This window comes from Aeromonas molluscorum 848 (assembly GCF_000388115.1).
Taxonomy (GTDB): Bacteria; Pseudomonadota; Gammaproteobacteria; order Enterobacterales; family Aeromonadaceae; genus Aeromonas; species Aeromonas molluscorum.
Genome location: NZ_AQGQ01000087.1, coordinates 1 through 16,538, shown reverse-complemented (window position 1 = coordinate 16,538; position 16,538 = coordinate 1). Strand labels below are relative to the sequence as shown.

15 protein-coding genes and 1 pseudogene are annotated in these 16,538 nt (G+C 59.1%); 6 read left to right on the top strand and 10 right to left on the bottom strand.

What is annotated here, in order from left to right:
* The 9 genes from fliF to G113_RS12405 form a co-directional block, all read right to left on the bottom strand.
* A partial coding sequence (gene fliF / locus G113_RS12445) for a flagellar basal-body MS-ring/collar protein FliF (RefSeq protein WP_005902846.1) occupies window positions 1-1,254 on the bottom strand: 1,254 nt, incomplete at its 3' end.
* 101 nt (window positions 1,255-1,355) lie between these two features.
* The gene (gene fliE / locus G113_RS12440; RefSeq protein WP_005902844.1) at window positions 1,356-1,673 is read right to left on the bottom strand and encodes a flagellar hook-basal body complex protein FliE; all 318 of its coding nucleotides are present in this window, start codon (window positions 1,671-1,673) and stop codon (window positions 1,356-1,358) included.
* A 183-nt stretch (window positions 1,674-1,856) separates the two neighbouring features.
* On the bottom strand, window positions 1,857-2,231 hold the full coding sequence (locus G113_RS12435; protein WP_005902842.1) for a hypothetical protein: 375 nt from the start codon (window positions 2,229-2,231) through the stop codon (window positions 1,857-1,859).
* Window positions 2,232-2,373: 142 nt separating this feature from the next.
* On the bottom strand, window positions 2,374-3,150 hold the full coding sequence (gene befA / locus G113_RS12430; protein WP_005902839.1) for a beta cell expansion factor BefA: 777 nt from the start codon (window positions 3,148-3,150) through the stop codon (window positions 2,374-2,376).
* Window positions 3,151-3,370: 220 nt separating this feature from the next.
* The gene (arsB, locus tag G113_RS12425) at window positions 3,371-4,444 is read right to left on the bottom strand and encodes an ACR3 family arsenite efflux transporter (RefSeq protein ID WP_005902837.1); all 1,074 of its coding nucleotides are present in this window, start codon (window positions 4,442-4,444) and stop codon (window positions 3,371-3,373) included.
* On the bottom strand, window positions 4,444-5,685 hold the full coding sequence (arsJ, locus tag G113_RS12420) for an organoarsenical effux MFS transporter ArsJ (protein ID WP_005902835.1): 1,242 nt from the start codon (window positions 5,683-5,685) through the stop codon (window positions 4,444-4,446). Before arsJ ends, arsB begins: the two co-directional genes overlap by 1 nt.
* Window positions 5,686-5,692: 7 nt before the next feature.
* Window positions 5,693-6,709 (bottom strand): ArsJ-associated glyceraldehyde-3-phosphate dehydrogenase, encoded by a 1,017-nt coding sequence (locus G113_RS12415; RefSeq protein ID WP_005902833.1) that lies wholly within the window; start codon window positions 6,707-6,709, stop codon window positions 5,693-5,695.
* Between the two features lie 10 nt (window positions 6,710-6,719).
* Window positions 6,720-7,217, bottom strand: a complete 498-nt coding sequence (locus G113_RS12410) for a phosphatase domain-containing protein (protein WP_236611764.1) — start codon at window positions 7,215-7,217, stop codon at window positions 6,720-6,722.
* Between the two features lie 158 nt (window positions 7,218-7,375).
* A complete protein-coding gene (locus G113_RS12405) occupies window positions 7,376-7,702 on the bottom strand; it encodes an ArsR/SmtB family transcription factor (RefSeq protein WP_005902829.1) in 327 nt (108 codons plus the stop codon).
* Between the two features lie 267 nt (window positions 7,703-7,969).
* Between G113_RS12405 and G113_RS12400 the strand changes: the two genes are divergently transcribed.
* The 3 genes from G113_RS12400 to rimO all read left to right on the top strand — a co-directional run bounded on the left by G113_RS12400 (window position 7,970) and on the right by rimO (window position 11,979).
* Complete coding sequence (locus G113_RS12400) at window positions 7,970-9,460, top strand: SulP family inorganic anion transporter (RefSeq protein ID WP_005902826.1); 1,491 nt, start codon at window positions 7,970-7,972, stop codon at window positions 9,458-9,460.
* Between the two features lie 9 nt (window positions 9,461-9,469).
* A complete protein-coding gene (locus G113_RS12395; RefSeq protein ID WP_005902824.1) occupies window positions 9,470-10,315 on the top strand; it encodes a universal stress protein in 846 nt (281 codons plus the stop codon).
* Between the two features lie 335 nt (window positions 10,316-10,650).
* Window positions 10,651-11,979 (top strand): 30S ribosomal protein S12 methylthiotransferase RimO, encoded by a 1,329-nt coding sequence (gene rimO / locus G113_RS12390; protein ID WP_005902822.1) that lies wholly within the window; start codon window positions 10,651-10,653, stop codon window positions 11,977-11,979.
* 572 nt (window positions 11,980-12,551) lie between these two features.
* Here rimO and G113_RS12385 read toward each other — a convergent pair.
* Window positions 12,552-12,776 (bottom strand): DUF6500 family protein, encoded by a 225-nt coding sequence (locus G113_RS12385; protein WP_005902821.1) that lies wholly within the window; start codon window positions 12,774-12,776, stop codon window positions 12,552-12,554.
* Window positions 12,777-13,286: 510 nt separating this feature from the next.
* Between G113_RS12385 and G113_RS12380 the strand changes: the two genes are divergently transcribed.
* The 3 genes and pseudogenes from G113_RS12380 to G113_RS12370 all read left to right on the top strand — a co-directional run.
* Window positions 13,287-13,961, top strand: a complete 675-nt coding sequence (locus tag G113_RS12380) for a response regulator transcription factor (RefSeq protein WP_005902819.1) — start codon at window positions 13,287-13,289, stop codon at window positions 13,959-13,961.
* Window positions 13,962-14,180: 219 nt separating this feature from the next.
* A pseudogene (locus G113_RS12375) lies at window positions 14,181-15,405 on the top strand (ATP-binding protein).
* Window positions 15,406-15,544: 139 nt separating this feature from the next.
* The coding region (locus tag G113_RS12370) for a DUF4347 domain-containing protein (RefSeq protein WP_040319188.1) at window positions 15,545-16,538 on the top strand (994 nt) is incomplete at its 3' end.

The window sequence follows — 16,538 nt, the reverse complement described above, 5'->3', positions numbered from 1 at the left end:
ACCACCACTGATGAGGCGACGCAAGGTATCAATCTCGCTCTGGCTGCGTGGCTCGCGGGTGACGGCGCCATCGGCGCCGGTGATCGACTTGTAATCCACCGCCACCGAGACCGTCATCCGGCGAATGCCGCCCATCTGACGTCGGGTATGGCTGACGGTGGTATCGAGTTCATAGTTGCGGGTCGCCTCTTTGCGCGAACGGCCGGCGCTGGTACCGCCCTCGCCCCCATCGGCCTTCTCCGGAATACCTGAGGCGGCGGGTGGCTGGTTGGAGAGGGCACCAGGAATACCACCATTGGCACCGCTGGCACTGTTCTCTTCCAGGGTCATCTCGGAGCGCACCGCAGGCAGGTCCGGGTTGTAGGTCTTGCGGGTCTGCTCCTGCTGGGAGAAGTCCAGGGCCAAGTCCACCTCGGCGGTGTAGTTGTCCATCCCGAGCACGGGGATCAGGATGGCGTCAATTTTCTGTTTGTACTCCAGCTCCTGCTTCTGCTGCATGGCAAATTCTTTGCGGGTCTGGGCGGAGACCGGATCCTGGGAGCCCGAGTTGAGCAGACGACCACTCTGATCGGTGACAGTCACCCGGGTTGGCTCCAGACCGTGAACGGCGGAGGCGACCATGTCGACGATGGAGTCCACCTCCCCCTGACCCAACGCCGAGCCCTTGAGGGTCAACACCACGGTGGCGCTGGGTTTGCGCTCGTTGCGGGCGAACACATTGTCTTTGGGAATGGCCAGCAACACCTGGGCCTTGGCCACGTTCTGGAACTGTTCGATGGCGCTGGCGAGCTGGCGCTCGCGGCTGAGTTTGAGGCGCTCAGATTCCATGCGCTGACTGACGCCGAAGCTGGAGTCCTTGAGCAAGATAGCCTCGCCATCATTGCTGCTGGCGCTGTTGGTACCTAACCCTGCCCGGGTCAACCGCAGTCTGATGTCGCCGTAGTTTTCGGCGCTGACCAGCACGCTCTTGCCATCGACCTGATAGGGGATCTTCTGCTGATCCAGATAGTCGAGGGTGGAAACCAGTTCCTCGGTGCTATAGGTGCCAAGGGGCCGCATCTCCGGCTCCTTGCCCCACAGCAGGATGAAGACGGCAATGGCCAGGCAGATGGCTAGCCCCAGGATCAGGGTGATCTGGCGCAGCACGTCGCTATTGGAGAGGAACCCCAGCGCCGAACTCTTCTGTTCATTCTCGTCAAGGGCACTCGCCCCTTCATGGTTGATCAGCAGATCGCCATTTTGATCGTTAGCCACGGGTCAGATCCTTATCTTCTGGTCTGGTTCATGAGAAAGGGAGGGAGAGAGGAAGGAAAATGCGCTCTCCAGTACCTGGCCAAATAGCAAAATCAACACCCTTAAACCGGCATGTTCATGATGGTCTTGTAGGCATCGACCATCTTGTTGCGCACCTGTACCGTCGCCTCGAAGGCGATGGAAGCTTTCTGGCCGGCGATCATCACATCGGAGAGATCCACCGATTTGTCACCCATGTCGAGTCGGGTGCGCAAGTCGTTGGCATTGCCCTGCAAGCCATTGACATTGCCAAGGGCCTGTTGCAGCAGCTGGCCAAAATCCGAACTGACCTGACCGCTTGGCTGACTGATTGCAGGAATACCCGCTTCCACCTTGAGCGCCTGCATCTCTTGCATCAGGCTGCTTGCACTTATTTCCATTGCTCTTCCCCAGACAAATGATTGACGCTGGCAAGAGATAAGCAATAAGAGTGCCAACCAGGGTGATTCGCTGCGCATCCGGAAGCTGGAGGAGCGGCGCCCTCAGCCCTGCAGGGCCTCCCGGTACTGCACGCGGTGCCTGGCTGACGCACTCGTCTCGCGGCGTAGCCAGCACTAGCACGGCTATCCGAGCAGCAACCGCAGATAGCTGAGGTGCAGATCCCTGTGCTCGTCGGCGGGCAACTTGACCAGCACCTCATCGTGGAGATAGCGGCTCTTGGCATCGGTTTGTCCCGGATCCACCAGCCCCACCTCCACCAGCTTGGCGACGATGGCAATCGCCAGGGCCATGCACTCCGCACTCTCCCGCCCCCAACCAAAACCGCCATCATGATCAAACAAATCTGGGCGAGCCAGGAGGGGGACGACCTCCTCTCCCCAGACCCAGAAGACCATGGGGCTCCCCTCTTGCAGGCGCAGGTAGATGCTCTGTCTATCCCATTCCCGCTGTTGCACTGCGGCGCTATCCTGTCCAGCCGATGTGGGCTCCTGCTCCATCTTGCACTCCTTGTCTTTCCGATAGCTGTGATTTGCCCATGAAAAAGAGGGCTCAAGGCCCTCTTTTACTGCAAGTAGCGTCATTTAAACAGACAGTATTTCAATATGATATAAGAAAATTGCAGCAATACTTTCCAGATGGCTACTGCTTGTTCAGATCATCATCCAGCCAGTACTTGGAACCCGCAATACTGGCGGCGAGCAACAGGCCTTTTTCGCCAATCTGGTAGATCGCCATGCCGCCATTGTACTTGGCGGTGAGTCCGGCGCTCTCTTCGCCTGCCACGGCCCCCACCTCGGAGGTCGCCTCCCAGCCCTGATGGACGAAGGCATCAAACCTGGCCTTGTCCTCAAACAGGATCACCTGTTGATAGAACTTGCCCCCCAGGCCTGCGGAGAGGCCGCCACCGAACATCTTCATGTAGGTACGGTTGTTATCCTGGCGGCTGACAGCCACCCCGGCCCCCTGGTTGGTGCTGAGCATCAGGGAAAACTTGCGAGAATCAAACACCGCGTAGCCATAGGCATTGTCAAACAGCAGCTTGGCTGAAGGCTGCTCATTGAACAGCCGAACCAGAGCCGTATCGGCCATGGTGTCGAGGGCGCTACGGGCCTGCTCTGCCGTCGTGGGCTCGACCATCTCATCGAGCTTCTTGTCTGCAACCGTCAGCCACTCCTTGCTGGTCGCCACGCTCTTGTCGGTCCACTCCCCTGCGGTGTTGAACGCCTCCTCCCCCCACTGGGAGGCGGAGTCCCAAGTCTGTTTGGAGAAATCGCTGACATCACGCCACGCCTCCTTGCTGGTCTCACTCACGGCATCGCCCAGATCGGAGGCGGCGCTCTTGAGCTTGTCCCAATCGGCATGACCGGGCATGACCACCAATGCCACCATGAGCAGGGGCAAAGTTCGCATCTTCATGACTATCTCCATATCAGATACCCGCAAGGGGCGAGAAGCTGTTTGCCCCCTTAGCATACACCGCCAGGGAGCTCGCCACAGCCCCGCAGGGGCCAAGCCCCTGTTTTCCGGGTCGTTGTTGATCAGGGGTACAGGCTGCGCACCCAGAGCCAGAGTGCGCAATAGCATGCCTGGCGGGGCGCTTGCCGGATGGCGATAGAGAGTGATCAGACGTCGCTCATCAGTGAGTCTGCGGAGTCACATAATTGCGCTTCATGCGCAGGGCGACATTGACCAGGGCGATCAGCACGGGCACCTCCACCAGCGGGCCTACGACACCGGCGAAGGCCTGATCCGAGCTCAGCCCGAACACGGCGATGGAGACCGCGATGGCCAGCTCGAAGTTGTTGCCGGTGGCGGTAAAGGCGATGGAGGCATTCTTGTCATAGGGAATGCCCAGCTTCTTGCCCACCAGGAAGCTGGTGAAGAACATCAGCACGAAATAGACCACCAGTGGGATAGCGACCCGCAGCACATCCATGGGCAGCTCGACTATCATCTCCCCCTTGAGGCTGAACATCAGCACGATTGTGGCCAGCAGGGCGATAAGCGTGATGGGTGAAATAGCCGGAATGAAGCGCTCGCTGTACCACTTATCCCCCTTGGCCTTGACCAGGTAATGGCGGCTCAGGAAGCCTGCCAGGAAGGGGATGCCGAGATAGATGAGCACGCTCTGCGCAATATCCAGCATGGTGATATCCACCGCGAAGCCTTGCAGACCGAACAGCGGCGGCAGCACGGTAATGAACAGCCAGGCCATGAAGCTGTAGGTGAGGATCTGGAAACCGCTGTTGAGGGCCACCAGACCAGCCCCGTACTCCTTGCTGCCGCCGCCGAGATCGTTCCACACCAGCACCATGGCGATGCAGCGCGCCAGGCCTATCAGGATGAGACCCACCATGTAGCCCGGCTCGTCATGCAAAAACACCAGGGCGATGACAAACATCAATATAGGACCCACCAGCCAGTTCATCACCAGGGAGAGGGTGATGGCGCGGCGATCCCGGGTCATGGCGCCCATGGTGCCGTAATTCACCTTGGCCAGCGGCGGGTACATCATCAGGATGAGGCCTATGGCCAGCGGCACGTTGGTGGTGCCGACCGACATGGCCTCATTCCACTGGGCCACCTGAGGGAACAGATAACCAATCCCCACCCCAATCGCCATGGCGACGAAGATCCAGAGGGTGAGATTGCGGTCGAGAAAACTCATTTTTTTGCTGACGGGCAGATCGCCGCAGGCTGTTGTACTCATCACGAGACTCCATGAGGATTGGATGAAACGGGCGGCTGATGGCGGGGCAGACCGATGGAGATCAGCGCCGCCAGCAGGATGAAGAGGGTGGAAATCCAGAGGCAGGCCTCGAGGCCATAGCGCTGGAACACCAACCCGGAGAGCAGGGTGCCGAGCAGGCGCCCCAGGGCATTGGCCATGTAGTAGAAGCCAACGTCCAGGGAGACCCCGTCAGCGCCGGCGTAGCTGACGATGAGGTAGCTGTGCAGGGAGGAGTTGATGGCAAACAGAGCGCCAAATACCATCAAGCCGCCCACCAGGCTGATGGCCGGGTGCAGATCGTAATGCAGCGCCAGGGCAATCAGGGCCGGCATCAGCGCGAGTGCCAATGCCCAGCCCATGGCCGCCCTGCCGTCGGGCACCCGCCCCTGGCGCTTGCCGGTAAAGCGCGGCGCCTGGGTCTGTACCACGCCATAAGCGATGATCCAGAGCGCGAGGAAGCCCCCCACAGACCAGTGATCCCAGCCAAAACTGGATGCGAGGTAGACAGGCAGCGCCACCACGAACCAGACATCCCGGGCTCCGAACAGAAACAGGCGGGCCGCCGACAGATAGTTGATGGCGCGGCTCTTGGAGAAGACCTCCCTGAACTTGGGCTTGTTCCTGGCTTTGCCGAGATCCCGTTTCAGGGTCAGCAGGCTGACGCACCACACCAGCGCCAACGCCAGCGCCATGACCAGCACGGCCCCCTGAAACCCGATCAAGGTCAGCAGGGCGCCACCGAGGCAGAAGCCCATCCCTTTCAGGGCATTCTTCGAACCCGTCAAGAGTGCCACCCACTGGTAGAGCTGACCCTGAGCCTCCCCCGGCACCAGCAACTTGATGGAGCTCTTGGCACTCATCTTGTTGAGATCCTTGGCGATCCCCGAGAGTGCCTGGGCAGCCATCACCCAGGGCACCGTCAACCAGAGCGGCGGCACCAGCAACATGGCGAGCGCCAGCACCTGGAGGGCCAGCCCTATGTTCATGGTGCGGTTGAGCCCGAGACGAGCGCCGAGCCATCCCCCCACCAGATTGGTCACTACCCCGAAGATCTCGTAGAGGAGAAACAGGGAGGCGATGGCCAAGGGGCTGTAACCCAGCCCGTGGAAATAGAGCACCACCAGCATGCGCAGGGCGCCGTCGGTCAGGGTAAAGGCCCAGTAGTTACCGGTCACCAGCAGATACTGGCGAGCCTCGGGGGAGAGTCGGGTCAGCGCCATGGCCGGGTTATCCTTGCGCCTTGTCCATCCGGCCTACCATGCGCATCAGCTCGGCGGTGCGGTTGGCATAGCCCCACTCGTTGTCATACCAGGCGTAGATCTTCACCTGGGTGCCATTGATCACCATGGTGGAGAGCGCATCTATGGTGCAGGAGCGCGGATCCGTCTTGTAATCCACCGACACCAGGGGGCGCTCCTCATAGCCCATGATCCCCTCGAGCTCGCTCATGGCTGCCGCCTTGAGCAGGCTGTTGACCTCGGCCTCAGTGGTGGGGCGGCTCACCTCGAACACGCAATCGGTGAGGGAGGCGTTGGCCAGCGGCACCCGCACCGCATGACCATTCAGCTTGCCCTTGAGCTCGGGGAAGATGTGGGTGATGGCGGTGGCGGAGCCCGTGGTGGTGGGGATCAGGCTCAGGCCGCAGGCCCGGGCACGGCGCAGGTCGGCGTGGGGGGCATCCAGTATGGTCTGGGTGTTGGTGATGTCGTGGATGGTGGTCATGGAGCCGTGCCTGATGCCGAGCTGCTCGTGGATCACCTTCACCACGGGGGCCAGGCAGTTGGTGGTGCAGGAGGCCGCCGTCACTATGGGGTGCTGCGCCTTGTCATAAAGATGGTGGTTGACCCCCATCACGACGTTGAGCACACCTTCCTCCTTGACCGGAGCAGTCACCACGACCCTTTTCACCCCCTGCGCCAGATAGGCGTCAAGCAAGGCCTTGGTCTTCATCTTGCCGGAGGCCTCGATCACCACGTCACAGCCGGACCAGTCGGTCTGACCTATCTCCTTGTTGCGGGTACAGAGGATGCGGTGGGTACCTATCACCATCTGGTCCCCATCGCTGCTCGCTTCATGATGCCAGCGGCCATGGACGGAATCGAAGGTGATGAGGTGTGCCAGGGAGGCGGCATCGCCAGCCGGGTCATTGATGCGCACAAACTCCACATCCGCCCAGTCGAAGGCGGCGCGAAACGAGAGGCGCCCCATGCGGCCAAAGCCGTTGATACCCACTTTGATGGTCATGCTGTTTTCCTTAATCGGCAAATGAATAGTGGCTGTTGAGATAGTCAACGTGGGGCGCCAGGGTCAGCGCCTTGGGACGCAGCCCCTGCACCAGCGTCTTGACCCTGGCGGGGGCATAGCCTGATTCCAGCAGCAGTATGGCCGCCATCAGCCCGGTGCGTCCCGAGCCACCACGGCAATGAATGGCCAGGGTCTGGCCCGCGCCAAGCCGCGCCAGCAGATCTGCCTTGTGGCTGGCAAAGGCGGCGGCAAACGGTGCCTCGGGGGCGCAGTCGTCCTCCACCGGCAGTTGGAACCAGGCCAGCCCCAGCGCGGCGCACTCGGCGGGCAAGGTATCGGCCTTGAACTCGTCAAGCTCGGCATCGGGCATCATGGTGACTACCGCATCGGCCCCGGCGGCTTGCAGGGTCTTGAGGGAGGCTTGCAAGGAAGCCTCCTTGGTGCCAGGGCAGGGGGTGAAGATAAGGCGGGCGCCATTATCCAGGTTCAGGATGTCTAAAGGGTGCATGATAAGCAGCGGCTCCATGTCTCATTGAAAATGTCTGGTGGATTGAAAAGAGGTCAATGGTACGCAACCTTGGCCACACTCTGCCCCTGGCCACGGGCACAACGACTCGCAGCGCGTCACTGCATGTTGCCACGAGGCTGCGCTGTCAACTCACGAGCTCAGCACTTGGGCTGTGCAGGCACAATGCCGCAGGCCTCGGGGTGACCGGCGCAGCACTCCTCGGTCAGGTAACCAATCAGGCTCTGCATCAGCGCGATGTTGGCGCGATAGCGCAGGTAACGCCCCTCTTGTTCCACCGAGATCAGGCCCGCATGCAGCATGGCTTTCAGATGAAACGACAGGGCGTTCGGGGCTATGTCCAGCTCGCTGGCGAGCTGGCCCGCAACCCGCCCCTCCAAGCCAGCCTTGACCAATAGCCGCCAGACATCGAGCCGCACCCCTGAGGCGAGCGACTCAAACAGCTTGCTGGCGACGACCTTGTTCATTTCAACCATGGCTCCCCCCCATTCCAGTAGTTGATTCAACTATACAACTATCATTGAAATGATCAATCCAACCACAACACTTTTCCTCCCGGCTCTGCTTTGTTACCCTGCGCGGCCAAATAATCAGCGGCCCGGCCCTGATGCTGCCCGAGCAGGATGCACGCCAGCGCCCAACAAGATTGGCCATCGCTGGCCCCATAACAATGACTCCCCCTGCAAGCCTCATGGGCTCAGGGCGGTGAGCGACAACAGAGCGAGAGAATCGACATGCGCCAACGCATACAACAAGAGTGGTTCGCCAACATACGCGGCGACCTGCTAGCCGGCACAGTGGTCGCGCTGGCCCTGATCCCGGAGGCGATCGCCTTCTCCATCATCGCCGGCGTCGATCCCAAGGTGGGCCTCTATGCCTCCTTCTGCATCGCCGTCATCATCGCCTTCGTCGGCGGGCGTCCCGGCATGATCTCCGCCGCCACCGGTGCCATGGCCCTGCTGATGGTCACCCTGGTCAAGGATCACGGCCTGCAATACCTGCTGGCGGCGACCCTGCTCACCGGGATCTTGCAGATAGGGGCTGGCTACCTCAAGCTCGGCAGCCTGATGCGTTTCGTCTCCCGCTCGGTGGTGACCGGCTTCGTCAACGCCCTGGCCATTCTGATCTTCATGGCCCAGTTGCCCGAGCTGACCAACGTCACCTGGCAGGTCTATGCCATGACGGCGGCCGGTCTTGGCATCATCTATCTATTCCCGCTGATCCCGGTGGTAGGCAAGCTGATCCCCTCCCCGCTGCTCTGCATCGTCATTCTGACGGCGATTGCCATCACCATGGGCATCGACATTCGCACCGTGGGCGACATGGGCGAGCTGCCCGATACCCTGCCCATCCTCCTCTGGCCGGACGTGCCGCTCAACCTTGAGACCCTGGCGATTATCTTCCCCTATTCTGCGGCGCTGGCCGTGGTCGGCCTGCTTGAGTCGCTGATGACGGCAGCCATCGTCGACGACCTGACCGACACCAAGAGCGATCGCAACCGCGAATGCAAGGGACAGGGTCTGGCCAACATAGGCGCCGGCCTGATGGGCGGCATGGCGGGTTGCGCCATGATTGGCCAGTCGATCATCAACATCAAATCCGGCGGTCGCGGCCGCCTCTCCACCTTTGTGGCAGGCACCCTGCTGATCCTGATGGTGGTCTTCATGGATCAGTGGATCCGTCAGATCCCCATGGCCGCCCTGGTCGCCGTCATGATCATGGTCTCTATCGGTACCTTCTCCTGGGACTCCATCCGCAACCTGAAAAAACACCCGCTCTCCACCAATATCGTGATGGTGGCCACGGTTGCCGTCGTGGTTGCTACCCATAACCTTGCCCTTGGGGTATTTGTCGGGGTACTGCTTGCCTCTCTCTTCTTCGCCGCCAAGGTGGCCCGCTTCATGCTGGTCAAGAGCGAGAGCAGCAGAGAGGGTGACGAGCGCCATTATCAGGTGCGAGGCCAGGTGTTCTTCGCCTCTGCCGAACAGTTCATCGCCGCCTTTGACTTCAAAGAGGTGCTCGGCCGGGTGACCATCGATCTCAGCCAGGCCCACTTCTGGGACATCACAGCGGTGACGGCCCTGGACAAGGTGGTACTCAAGTTCCGCCGCGAGGGGACCCAGGTCGACGTGATCGGCCTGAACGAGGCGAGCGCGACGCTGGTCGACCGGTTCGGGGTACAGGATAAGCCCGAAGAGATAGAAAAACTGCTGGCCAACCACTAAGGAGAGACCATGACCCATATCCTCGCCTGCCTCGATGGGATCGCCAGCCAGGAGGCCATCTGCGATGCCTCAGCTTGGGCCGCGGCCATCACTGGTGACACTGTGACCCTGCTGCATGTGCTGGAGCGCCACCAAAACGTGCTACCCGACTTGAGCGGCACCATTGGTCTGGGGAGCCGGGAGACCTTGCTGGCCGAGCTGGCCGAACTAGACCAGCAACGCAGCCAGCTGGCTCGCCAACAAGGCAAGTTGCAGCTGGATGCGGCCGCCCATCAGCTGGCGGAGCACGGCATCTTGGCCAATCGCCTGCAACGCCACGGTGACTTGCTCGATACCCTGAGCGATTTTGCCGAGCAGACTCGCTTGCTGGTACTCGGCAAGTGCGGCGCTCGGCACAAGGGTGAAGATGCCGTGGTGGGCAGCCAGCTCGAGAGTTTGCTGCGCACCCAGCGCACCCCGGCGCTGGTCGTACAGCGCCAGTTCACCGCCCCCACCAGCCTGCTCTTTGCCTTTGATGGCAGCGAGACGGCACACCGGGCCCTGAAGCAGCTGGCTGGCAGCGCCTTGCTCAAAGACTTGACCTGCCATCTGGTGATGGTGGCCGACGCCAGCGCCAAGCACAGCGCTCAGCTCGATGCGGCCGCCACCTCACTGCGCCAGAGGGGCTGGCAGGTGATCCCCAGCCTGCAACAAGGTGAGCTCATCCCAACCCTGACCCGCTATCTCGCGCAACATCAGATAACCCTGCTGGTGATGGGGGCCTACGGCCACTCCCGCATGCGCCAATTCGTGCTCGGCAGCCATACCAGCGCCATGCTGCAAGCCCTGCCTTGCACGCTATTGCTGTTGCGCTGACCATCAGGGCCGCCGCGCATACCCCGGGCGGCCCTCTCCTCACTTGCGTTGATAGACTCGCCGCCTGCTCCTGCGCTCAAAGCGGTATCATCGTCCTGTCGCAAGCTATCTGCTTAACGCTGGCATGGTCTCCATTTTTGCAGCCATCCCCAGAAAACCCGCACTGGTGCTGCATTTGCGACTGGGAATATCAACGTCTTCGTACGTTTAACGCCTGCGCCCCCGGTCTTTGACATAAATTGTTCCCGTCAACGCGCCCAGTTGTATAGTTTTTGGTTAACCATTCCGGTAAAATCCGCGCCCTTATAAGAGAGCCACCTAAGAGCGATTGAGCGATGTCCAACACAAAACAGGCCCCCAAAGTAGGATTCGTCTCCTTGGGTTGCCCCAAAAATCTGGTCGATTCCGAGCGTATCCTCACCCAGCTGCGTACCGAAGGGTACGACGTGGTGCCCAGCTATGACGATGCCGAGCTGGTGGTGGTCAACACCTGCGGCTTCATCGACAGCGCGGTGCAGGAATCGCTCGAAGCCATAGGCGAAGCCCTGGCCGAGAACGGTAAAGTGATAGTTACCGGCTGCCTCGGTGCCAAAGTGGATCAGATCCGCGAGATCCACCCCAAGGTGCTCGAGATCACCGGTCCCCACGCCTATGAAGAGGTACTGGGACATGTGCACAAGTACGTGGCTAAGCCGACCCACAACCCCTTCACCAGCCTGGTACCGGCCCACGGCATCAAGCTGACCCCGCGCCACTACGCCTATCTCAAGATTTCCGAAGGCTGCAACCACCGCTGCACCTTCTGCATCATTCCCTCCATGCGCGGGGATCTGGTGAGCCGCCCCATCGGCGACGTGCTGGCCGAAGCCAAGCGTCTGAAAGAGGCTGGCGTGAAGGAGTTGCTGGTGATCTCCCAAGACACCTCCGCCTATGGCGTGGACGTCAAGCATCGCACCGGTTTCTATGACGGCATGCCGGTCAAGACCAGCATGGTGGCCCTGTGCGAAGAGCTGGCCAAGCTCGACATCTGGGTACGCCTGCACTATGTCTACCCCTACCCGCACGTGGATGACGTCATCCCGCTGATGCGCGATGGCAAAGTGCTGCCCTACCTCGACATCCCGCTGCAACACGCCAGCCCGCGCATCCTCAAGTTGATGAAGCGCCCGGGTACCGTCGAGCGCACCCTGGAGCGCATCCAGAAGTGGCGCGAGATCTGCCCCGAGATCACCCTGCGCTCCACCTTCATCGTCGGCTTCCCCGGCGAGACCGAAGAAGAGTTCCAGATGCTGCTGGACTTCATCGACAAGGCGGAACTGGACCGGGTCGGCTGCTTCAAATACAGCCCGGTCGATGGCGCCAAAGCCAACGAGCTGCCGGATCCGGTGCCGGCAGAGATCCAGGAAGAACGCTTCGTGCGCTTCATGGAGCTGCAACAGCAGGTTTCCATCCGCAAGCTGGCTCGCAAGGTCGGCCAGGAGATGACAGTCCTTATCGATGAAGTTGACGAAGAGGGCGCCACCGGTCGCTCCTTCGCCGATGCCCCCGAGATTGACGGTCTGGTCTACTTGAACGGTGAAACCGGCCTCAAGCCTGGCGACATGGTCAAGGTCCGCATCGATGAAGCGGACGAATATGACTTGTGGGCCAGCCTGGTAGGCTAACCCCGGAGACAGAAAGACGCCGGTCAGAACGGTGCCAATAAAAAGCCAGTCAGCCTTCACTGACTGGCTTTTCTATTTTCAACTTCAAGATGATGCCATGATAAGCATCTACTCTGGCATGGCTTATCTAGGCTTGCGTTAAAGAGAGCGTGAATGTGTTGAGCAAGTTTATTTGATTATGAACCATTATCTTCAGCTTGCGTGCACAATACGAATTATAGTTACCGCAGCGTCGCTATTAATAATGGTAAATTATTGAGGTCGTAGATATAGACATCGTCTAGGGGGCATTAAGGTGATCACCTCGCCAGCATAGTATTGATAGTATTCCCTTTATAAAAAGTCGTTATCTGCCCACAAGCATACTTAACCCGGGCTGGTCTTGAGGTAAGCCACTCACAACATATTATCGAGATAATCCGACTCAATAAGGGTATGACTCTCCCTCTTTAAACTGCTTTTAGGTGACTATGGCCAGTAGACTATGAGTCACAGTTTCAGTGGTATTTCTCCTGCACTCTTCACTGCGCCTAAACAGCGATATATGGCCTTGTCCGAACAGATTAAATAGCTTAAGCATGTTCGCTGGTGCAGATTAACGCCTTTATTTTGATGGCTTTTTCAAAGTGATCGAGTTTATGTGTCATGATCCACCAAGTCGCCGCCTCCATAAGTAACTCAGGATCATCATTCTTGTTTGCAAAAAAGGCATAGAATGAAAGCCCAACTTCTGGCCCTTTGCTGGCAATTTTCTTGTCGCACACCTCGATCATTTTTCTCTTTAATATATCTCTCATTTTATTTTTATTACTCCACATCAAGCAGTGTTGTATATTTTACATCTGGCTTCGTTAGACTAAACCCGCAGCCAGGCCGCGTACACAGAGATCCGACAGATATTCGTCATATTTAAAGCAATGCAAGCATCAATATGTTCCCGCTTGCGGCCATGAATCAATAAAGGGTAACAATCTTCAACCAGTTCATGACGAAGCCATAGACAATCAGCCTTGCTCTAAGGATCATCATAACGCTCTGCCGGGCGGAGGGAAGTGGCGAGAAGAGAAAATCCAAGGCGGGTCAATCAATAGTCCGTTAGCTGACCAAGGATGTAGCGCGCCACTATGCGGGGCCTGGGGAGATTACCCGGGCAATCAGGCGGCGTTGTCATGGATTACCCCCTGTTATCCAGTTCACAGTTAGCGTCGATTCAGTCCCGATACAGGCCTTATCCACTACTATCTGAATTGACTCTACCAGCTTAACCCCCTCTAATTAGCATCTCGGATCTCATGCACGAACATCTTATGAAAATTCTGTTGGTCGAAGACGACAAGCTGCTTAATCATCATCTCACCACCCTGCTCGGTGAGGCGCAAAATCAGGTGCATGGCACCGACAGCGCCCAGGTAGCGTTGCACTATGCCGAGGATTACCCCATCGATGTGGCCATTATCGATCTCGGCCTGCCAGACATGGATGGCCTGCTGCTGATCCGCACCTTGAGAGAGCGGCAGATTGCCTTCCCCATCATAGTGCTGACCGCCCGCGGCAACTGGCAAGACAAGGTCGAGGGACTCGAAGCGGGGGCCGATGACTATCTGGTCAAGCCTTTTCAGAAAGACGAACTGCTGGCCCGGCTCAATGCCCTGGTGCGGCGCAGCGCCGGTTTTATCTCGCCCAAGGTACAAGCGGGCGATTACGAGCTGGATCTGTCGCGCAAAGAGCTGGCCATCGCCGGCGAGGTGGTGGTGCTGACCAGTTTTGAATATCTGATCCTGGAATACCTGATGCGCAATGCTCGCCAGGTGGTCTCCAAGCAACAGCTGCTCGACCAGCTCTATGGTGATGGTGAAGGCGATCCCAATACCATCGAAGTGATGGTAAGCCGACTGCGCAAGAAGCTGGATCCGGATGGGGAGATACAACCCATCTCCACCATCCGTCGCCAGGGCTACATCTTCAATCTGTCCTGCAGCTAGGATGACCCTCGCCTTCTTGCTCACCATTCAGCCAGGTGAGTCCTTGGCATCGCGTTCCCTGACATTGATAGAGGCCAGCTAATGCCGTTGATCCGCCGCTCCCTGCTGGCCAAGCTGATGCTGAGCACCATGCTGGTCATCGCGCTCATTCTGGCGTTTGCCGTCTATGCCCTCTATCTGGCCAAGCAGGAGGAGCTCATCAAGCAGACCAGCACCCAGATGCAGGAGAACCTCTCCAAGCTATTCTCCTCCAAGCTCCCCGAGAGTCAGGGTCAGCCCGGATTTGATACTCTGGATGAAAGTGCCGCCGATCCGAGATTAGACACCCTGATCTGCCGCGCCGATGGCCAGATAAGCTGGGCCAGTCTGCACAAGCCCGAGGTACTCGAGGCTAAAGAGACCCTCTGTCAGGATCTGATGAACTACCTTGGCAAGATGGATCATGACTACTTCTTCAAGCTCATCACCATCAAGAGCGGCAACCGCTACTTCATCTACAGTCTGCGTTTCATGCGCAACCATGGCCAGGGTCCCGTCACCTACTACGTGGTGATGATCGATTCTGCCAAACAATATCAGCAGCATATGCAGGATTACCTCTATCAATGCATTCGCCAGGCACTGCTGGCCTATGCTCTGCTCGGGGCCCTGCTGTTGCTCACCAGCATCTGGAGCCTCTCTTCACTGCGAGCCATGGCACGCCAGCTCGATGAGATCCGCGCAGGAAAGCGTGAATCCCTGTCCCAGGATTACGAACGCGAGCTGACCCCCCTCACCGAATCCGTCAACCAGCTACTGGAGAACGAACGCCAGCAGACTCAGCGCTATCAGCACGCCCTCAATGACCTTGCTCACAGTCTCAAGACCCGGTTAGCGCTTATACAGATGACGACACAAGATGTCGCAATGGGGCGGGAGCTGCACGACAACATCAACGAGCAGATCCTGACCATGGACCAGATGGTGCAGTACCAGCTGCGCCGAGCCGTGACCGGGCGAAAACGCCTCGCAGGCAAAGGGACGGAGCCCGTGCCGCTCATCGAGAAACTGCTGGCCAGTCTCGCCAAGGTTTATCGCCACAAGAAGCTGCAGACCCGTTTTCTGTTTGACGATGATGTCTTCTTCCATGGAGAACAGGGCGACCTGATGGAGCTGATGGGCAACCTGCTCGATAACGCCTGCAAGTTTGCCATCAGCGAGATCCGGGTCCAGGTACACCGCCAAGGCAGCAACCTGCTGATCGAGGTCGAGGATGATGGCCCGGGCATAGAACCGAGCAAATCGCAGCAGATATTCCGAGCGGGGGGTGCGCGCCGATACATCACCAGGCCAGGGCATAGGGCTGGCCGTGGTCACCGAGATAGTGCACAGCTATGGTGGCGAGATCCGGGTGGATGAATCCCCTCTGGGCGGTGCCAGATTTCAATTGAAACTGCCTCAATGATTTACACATGAACATTTTATTACCTAGAACAATAGGTTAAGTCACTGCCTTATGCATTTTTGCTCCATGTGGTACATGGAAAATGTGCCTCATATGTGACATAACTAGAGCCATTCTCTGCCGCACGGAAGCGATAGCCATGGCCAAGCACTTTTCATCTGCAATTCTTAGACCCCATCAACAGATGCTGGCCCTGGAGCCACGCATACTGTTCGATGGTGCAGCCGCCGTCGCCGTGGACCATCAAAGCCAGGATAATCAGGACGCCCCCCAAACGGCGCCCGATCATGCCGAGCCCAGCCAGAGCAGCCAGCCTCGCCAGTTGCTGGTCGTCGATGCCCGTATCGAACAGGCCAGCCAGCTGACCAAAAACCTCGACAGCAACGTCAGCCTGCTTGTCATCGACAGCAAAACCGATGCCCTGACTGCCATCGGCGCCAAACTGGCCGAACTGGGCCAGGTCGACGCCATCCAGATCCTCTCTCACGGCGCCGCCGGGCAATTCACCCTGGGCGATCGCACGATCACGGCAGATAACCTGGCCAGCGTCGCCCAGCAGCTGCAAGGCTGGCAGAACCATCTGAGCGAGAATGCCGATATCCAGCTCTACGGCTGCCGGGTCGGCGCCGGCGACTCAGGCCAGGCCCTGGTCAGTGCCCTGGCCAAGTGGACCGGGGCCGATGTGGCTGCCTCTAGCGACGATACCGGCGCCAGCAACAAGGGAGGAGATTGGGATCTGGAGGTGCGCAGCGGCCTTATCGATCAACCGCTGGCCCTCAGCCGGGAAGCCGTGCAAGGTTTCGACAGCCTGCTCGCCAACGCCAGTCCCGAGACCAGCCTGCCAACGGGCAGCGGCACTGTTCTGCTGGGTGATACCTTCGAGTTCACGGTGAATCTGAGCAATGGTTCCAGCCAGATTGGCTATGCCCCCTATGTGGATCTCTACCTGCCCAGCACGGGCAAGGATGGCGACGATGGCATCAGCTTCGTCAAGGCAACCTATCTGGATCAGACCCTGAAGTTCCATCAGGTCGTCTTCGACGCTTCCGGCAACGCAGCCCACCCGCTCGCGGTCGACAGCAATGGCAACCCGCTCATCATCAGGGCGGCCGATGTCGGGCTCAGGGCCGGGG

Excerpts from the sequence above, each read along its gene's own strand:
- arsB (WP_005902837.1), bottom strand. The coding sequence starts at position 4,444 with ATGAGTACAACAGCCTGCGGCGATCTGCCCGTCAGCAAAAAAATGAGT.
- G113_RS12400 (WP_005902826.1), top strand. The coding sequence starts at position 7,970 with ATGCGCCAACGCATACAACAAGAGTGGTTCGCCAACATACGCGGCGAC.
- G113_RS12395 (WP_005902824.1), top strand. The coding sequence starts at position 9,470 with ATGACCCATATCCTCGCCTGCCTCGATGGGATCGCCAGCCAGGAGGCC.
- G113_RS12410 (WP_236611764.1), bottom strand. The coding sequence starts at position 7,217 with ATGCACCCTTTAGACATCCTGAACCTGGATAATGGCGCCCGCCTTATC.
- rimO (WP_005902822.1), top strand. The coding sequence starts at position 10,651 with ATGTCCAACACAAAACAGGCCCCCAAAGTAGGATTCGTCTCCTTGGGT.
- befA (WP_005902839.1), bottom strand. The coding sequence starts at position 3,150 with ATGAAGATGCGAACTTTGCCCCTGCTCATGGTGGCATTGGTGGTCATG.
- G113_RS12415 (WP_005902833.1), bottom strand. The coding sequence starts at position 6,709 with ATGACCATCAAAGTGGGTATCAACGGCTTTGGCCGCATGGGGCGCCTC.
- G113_RS12405 (WP_005902829.1), bottom strand. The coding sequence starts at position 7,702 with ATGAACAAGGTCGTCGCCAGCAAGCTGTTTGAGTCGCTCGCCTCAGGG.
- fliE (WP_005902844.1), bottom strand. The coding sequence starts at position 1,673 with ATGGAAATAAGTGCAAGCAGCCTGATGCAAGAGATGCAGGCGCTCAAG.
- G113_RS12385 (WP_005902821.1), bottom strand. The coding sequence starts at position 12,776 with ATGAGAGATATATTAAAGAGAAAAATGATCGAGGTGTGCGACAAGAAA.
- arsJ (WP_005902835.1), bottom strand. The coding sequence starts at position 5,685 with ATGGCGCTGACCCGACTCTCCCCCGAGGCTCGCCAGTATCTGCTGGTG.
- G113_RS12380 (WP_005902819.1), top strand. The coding sequence starts at position 13,287 with ATGAAAATTCTGTTGGTCGAAGACGACAAGCTGCTTAATCATCATCTC.
- G113_RS12435 (WP_005902842.1), bottom strand. The coding sequence starts at position 2,231 with ATGGAGCAGGAGCCCACATCGGCTGGACAGGATAGCGCCGCAGTGCAA.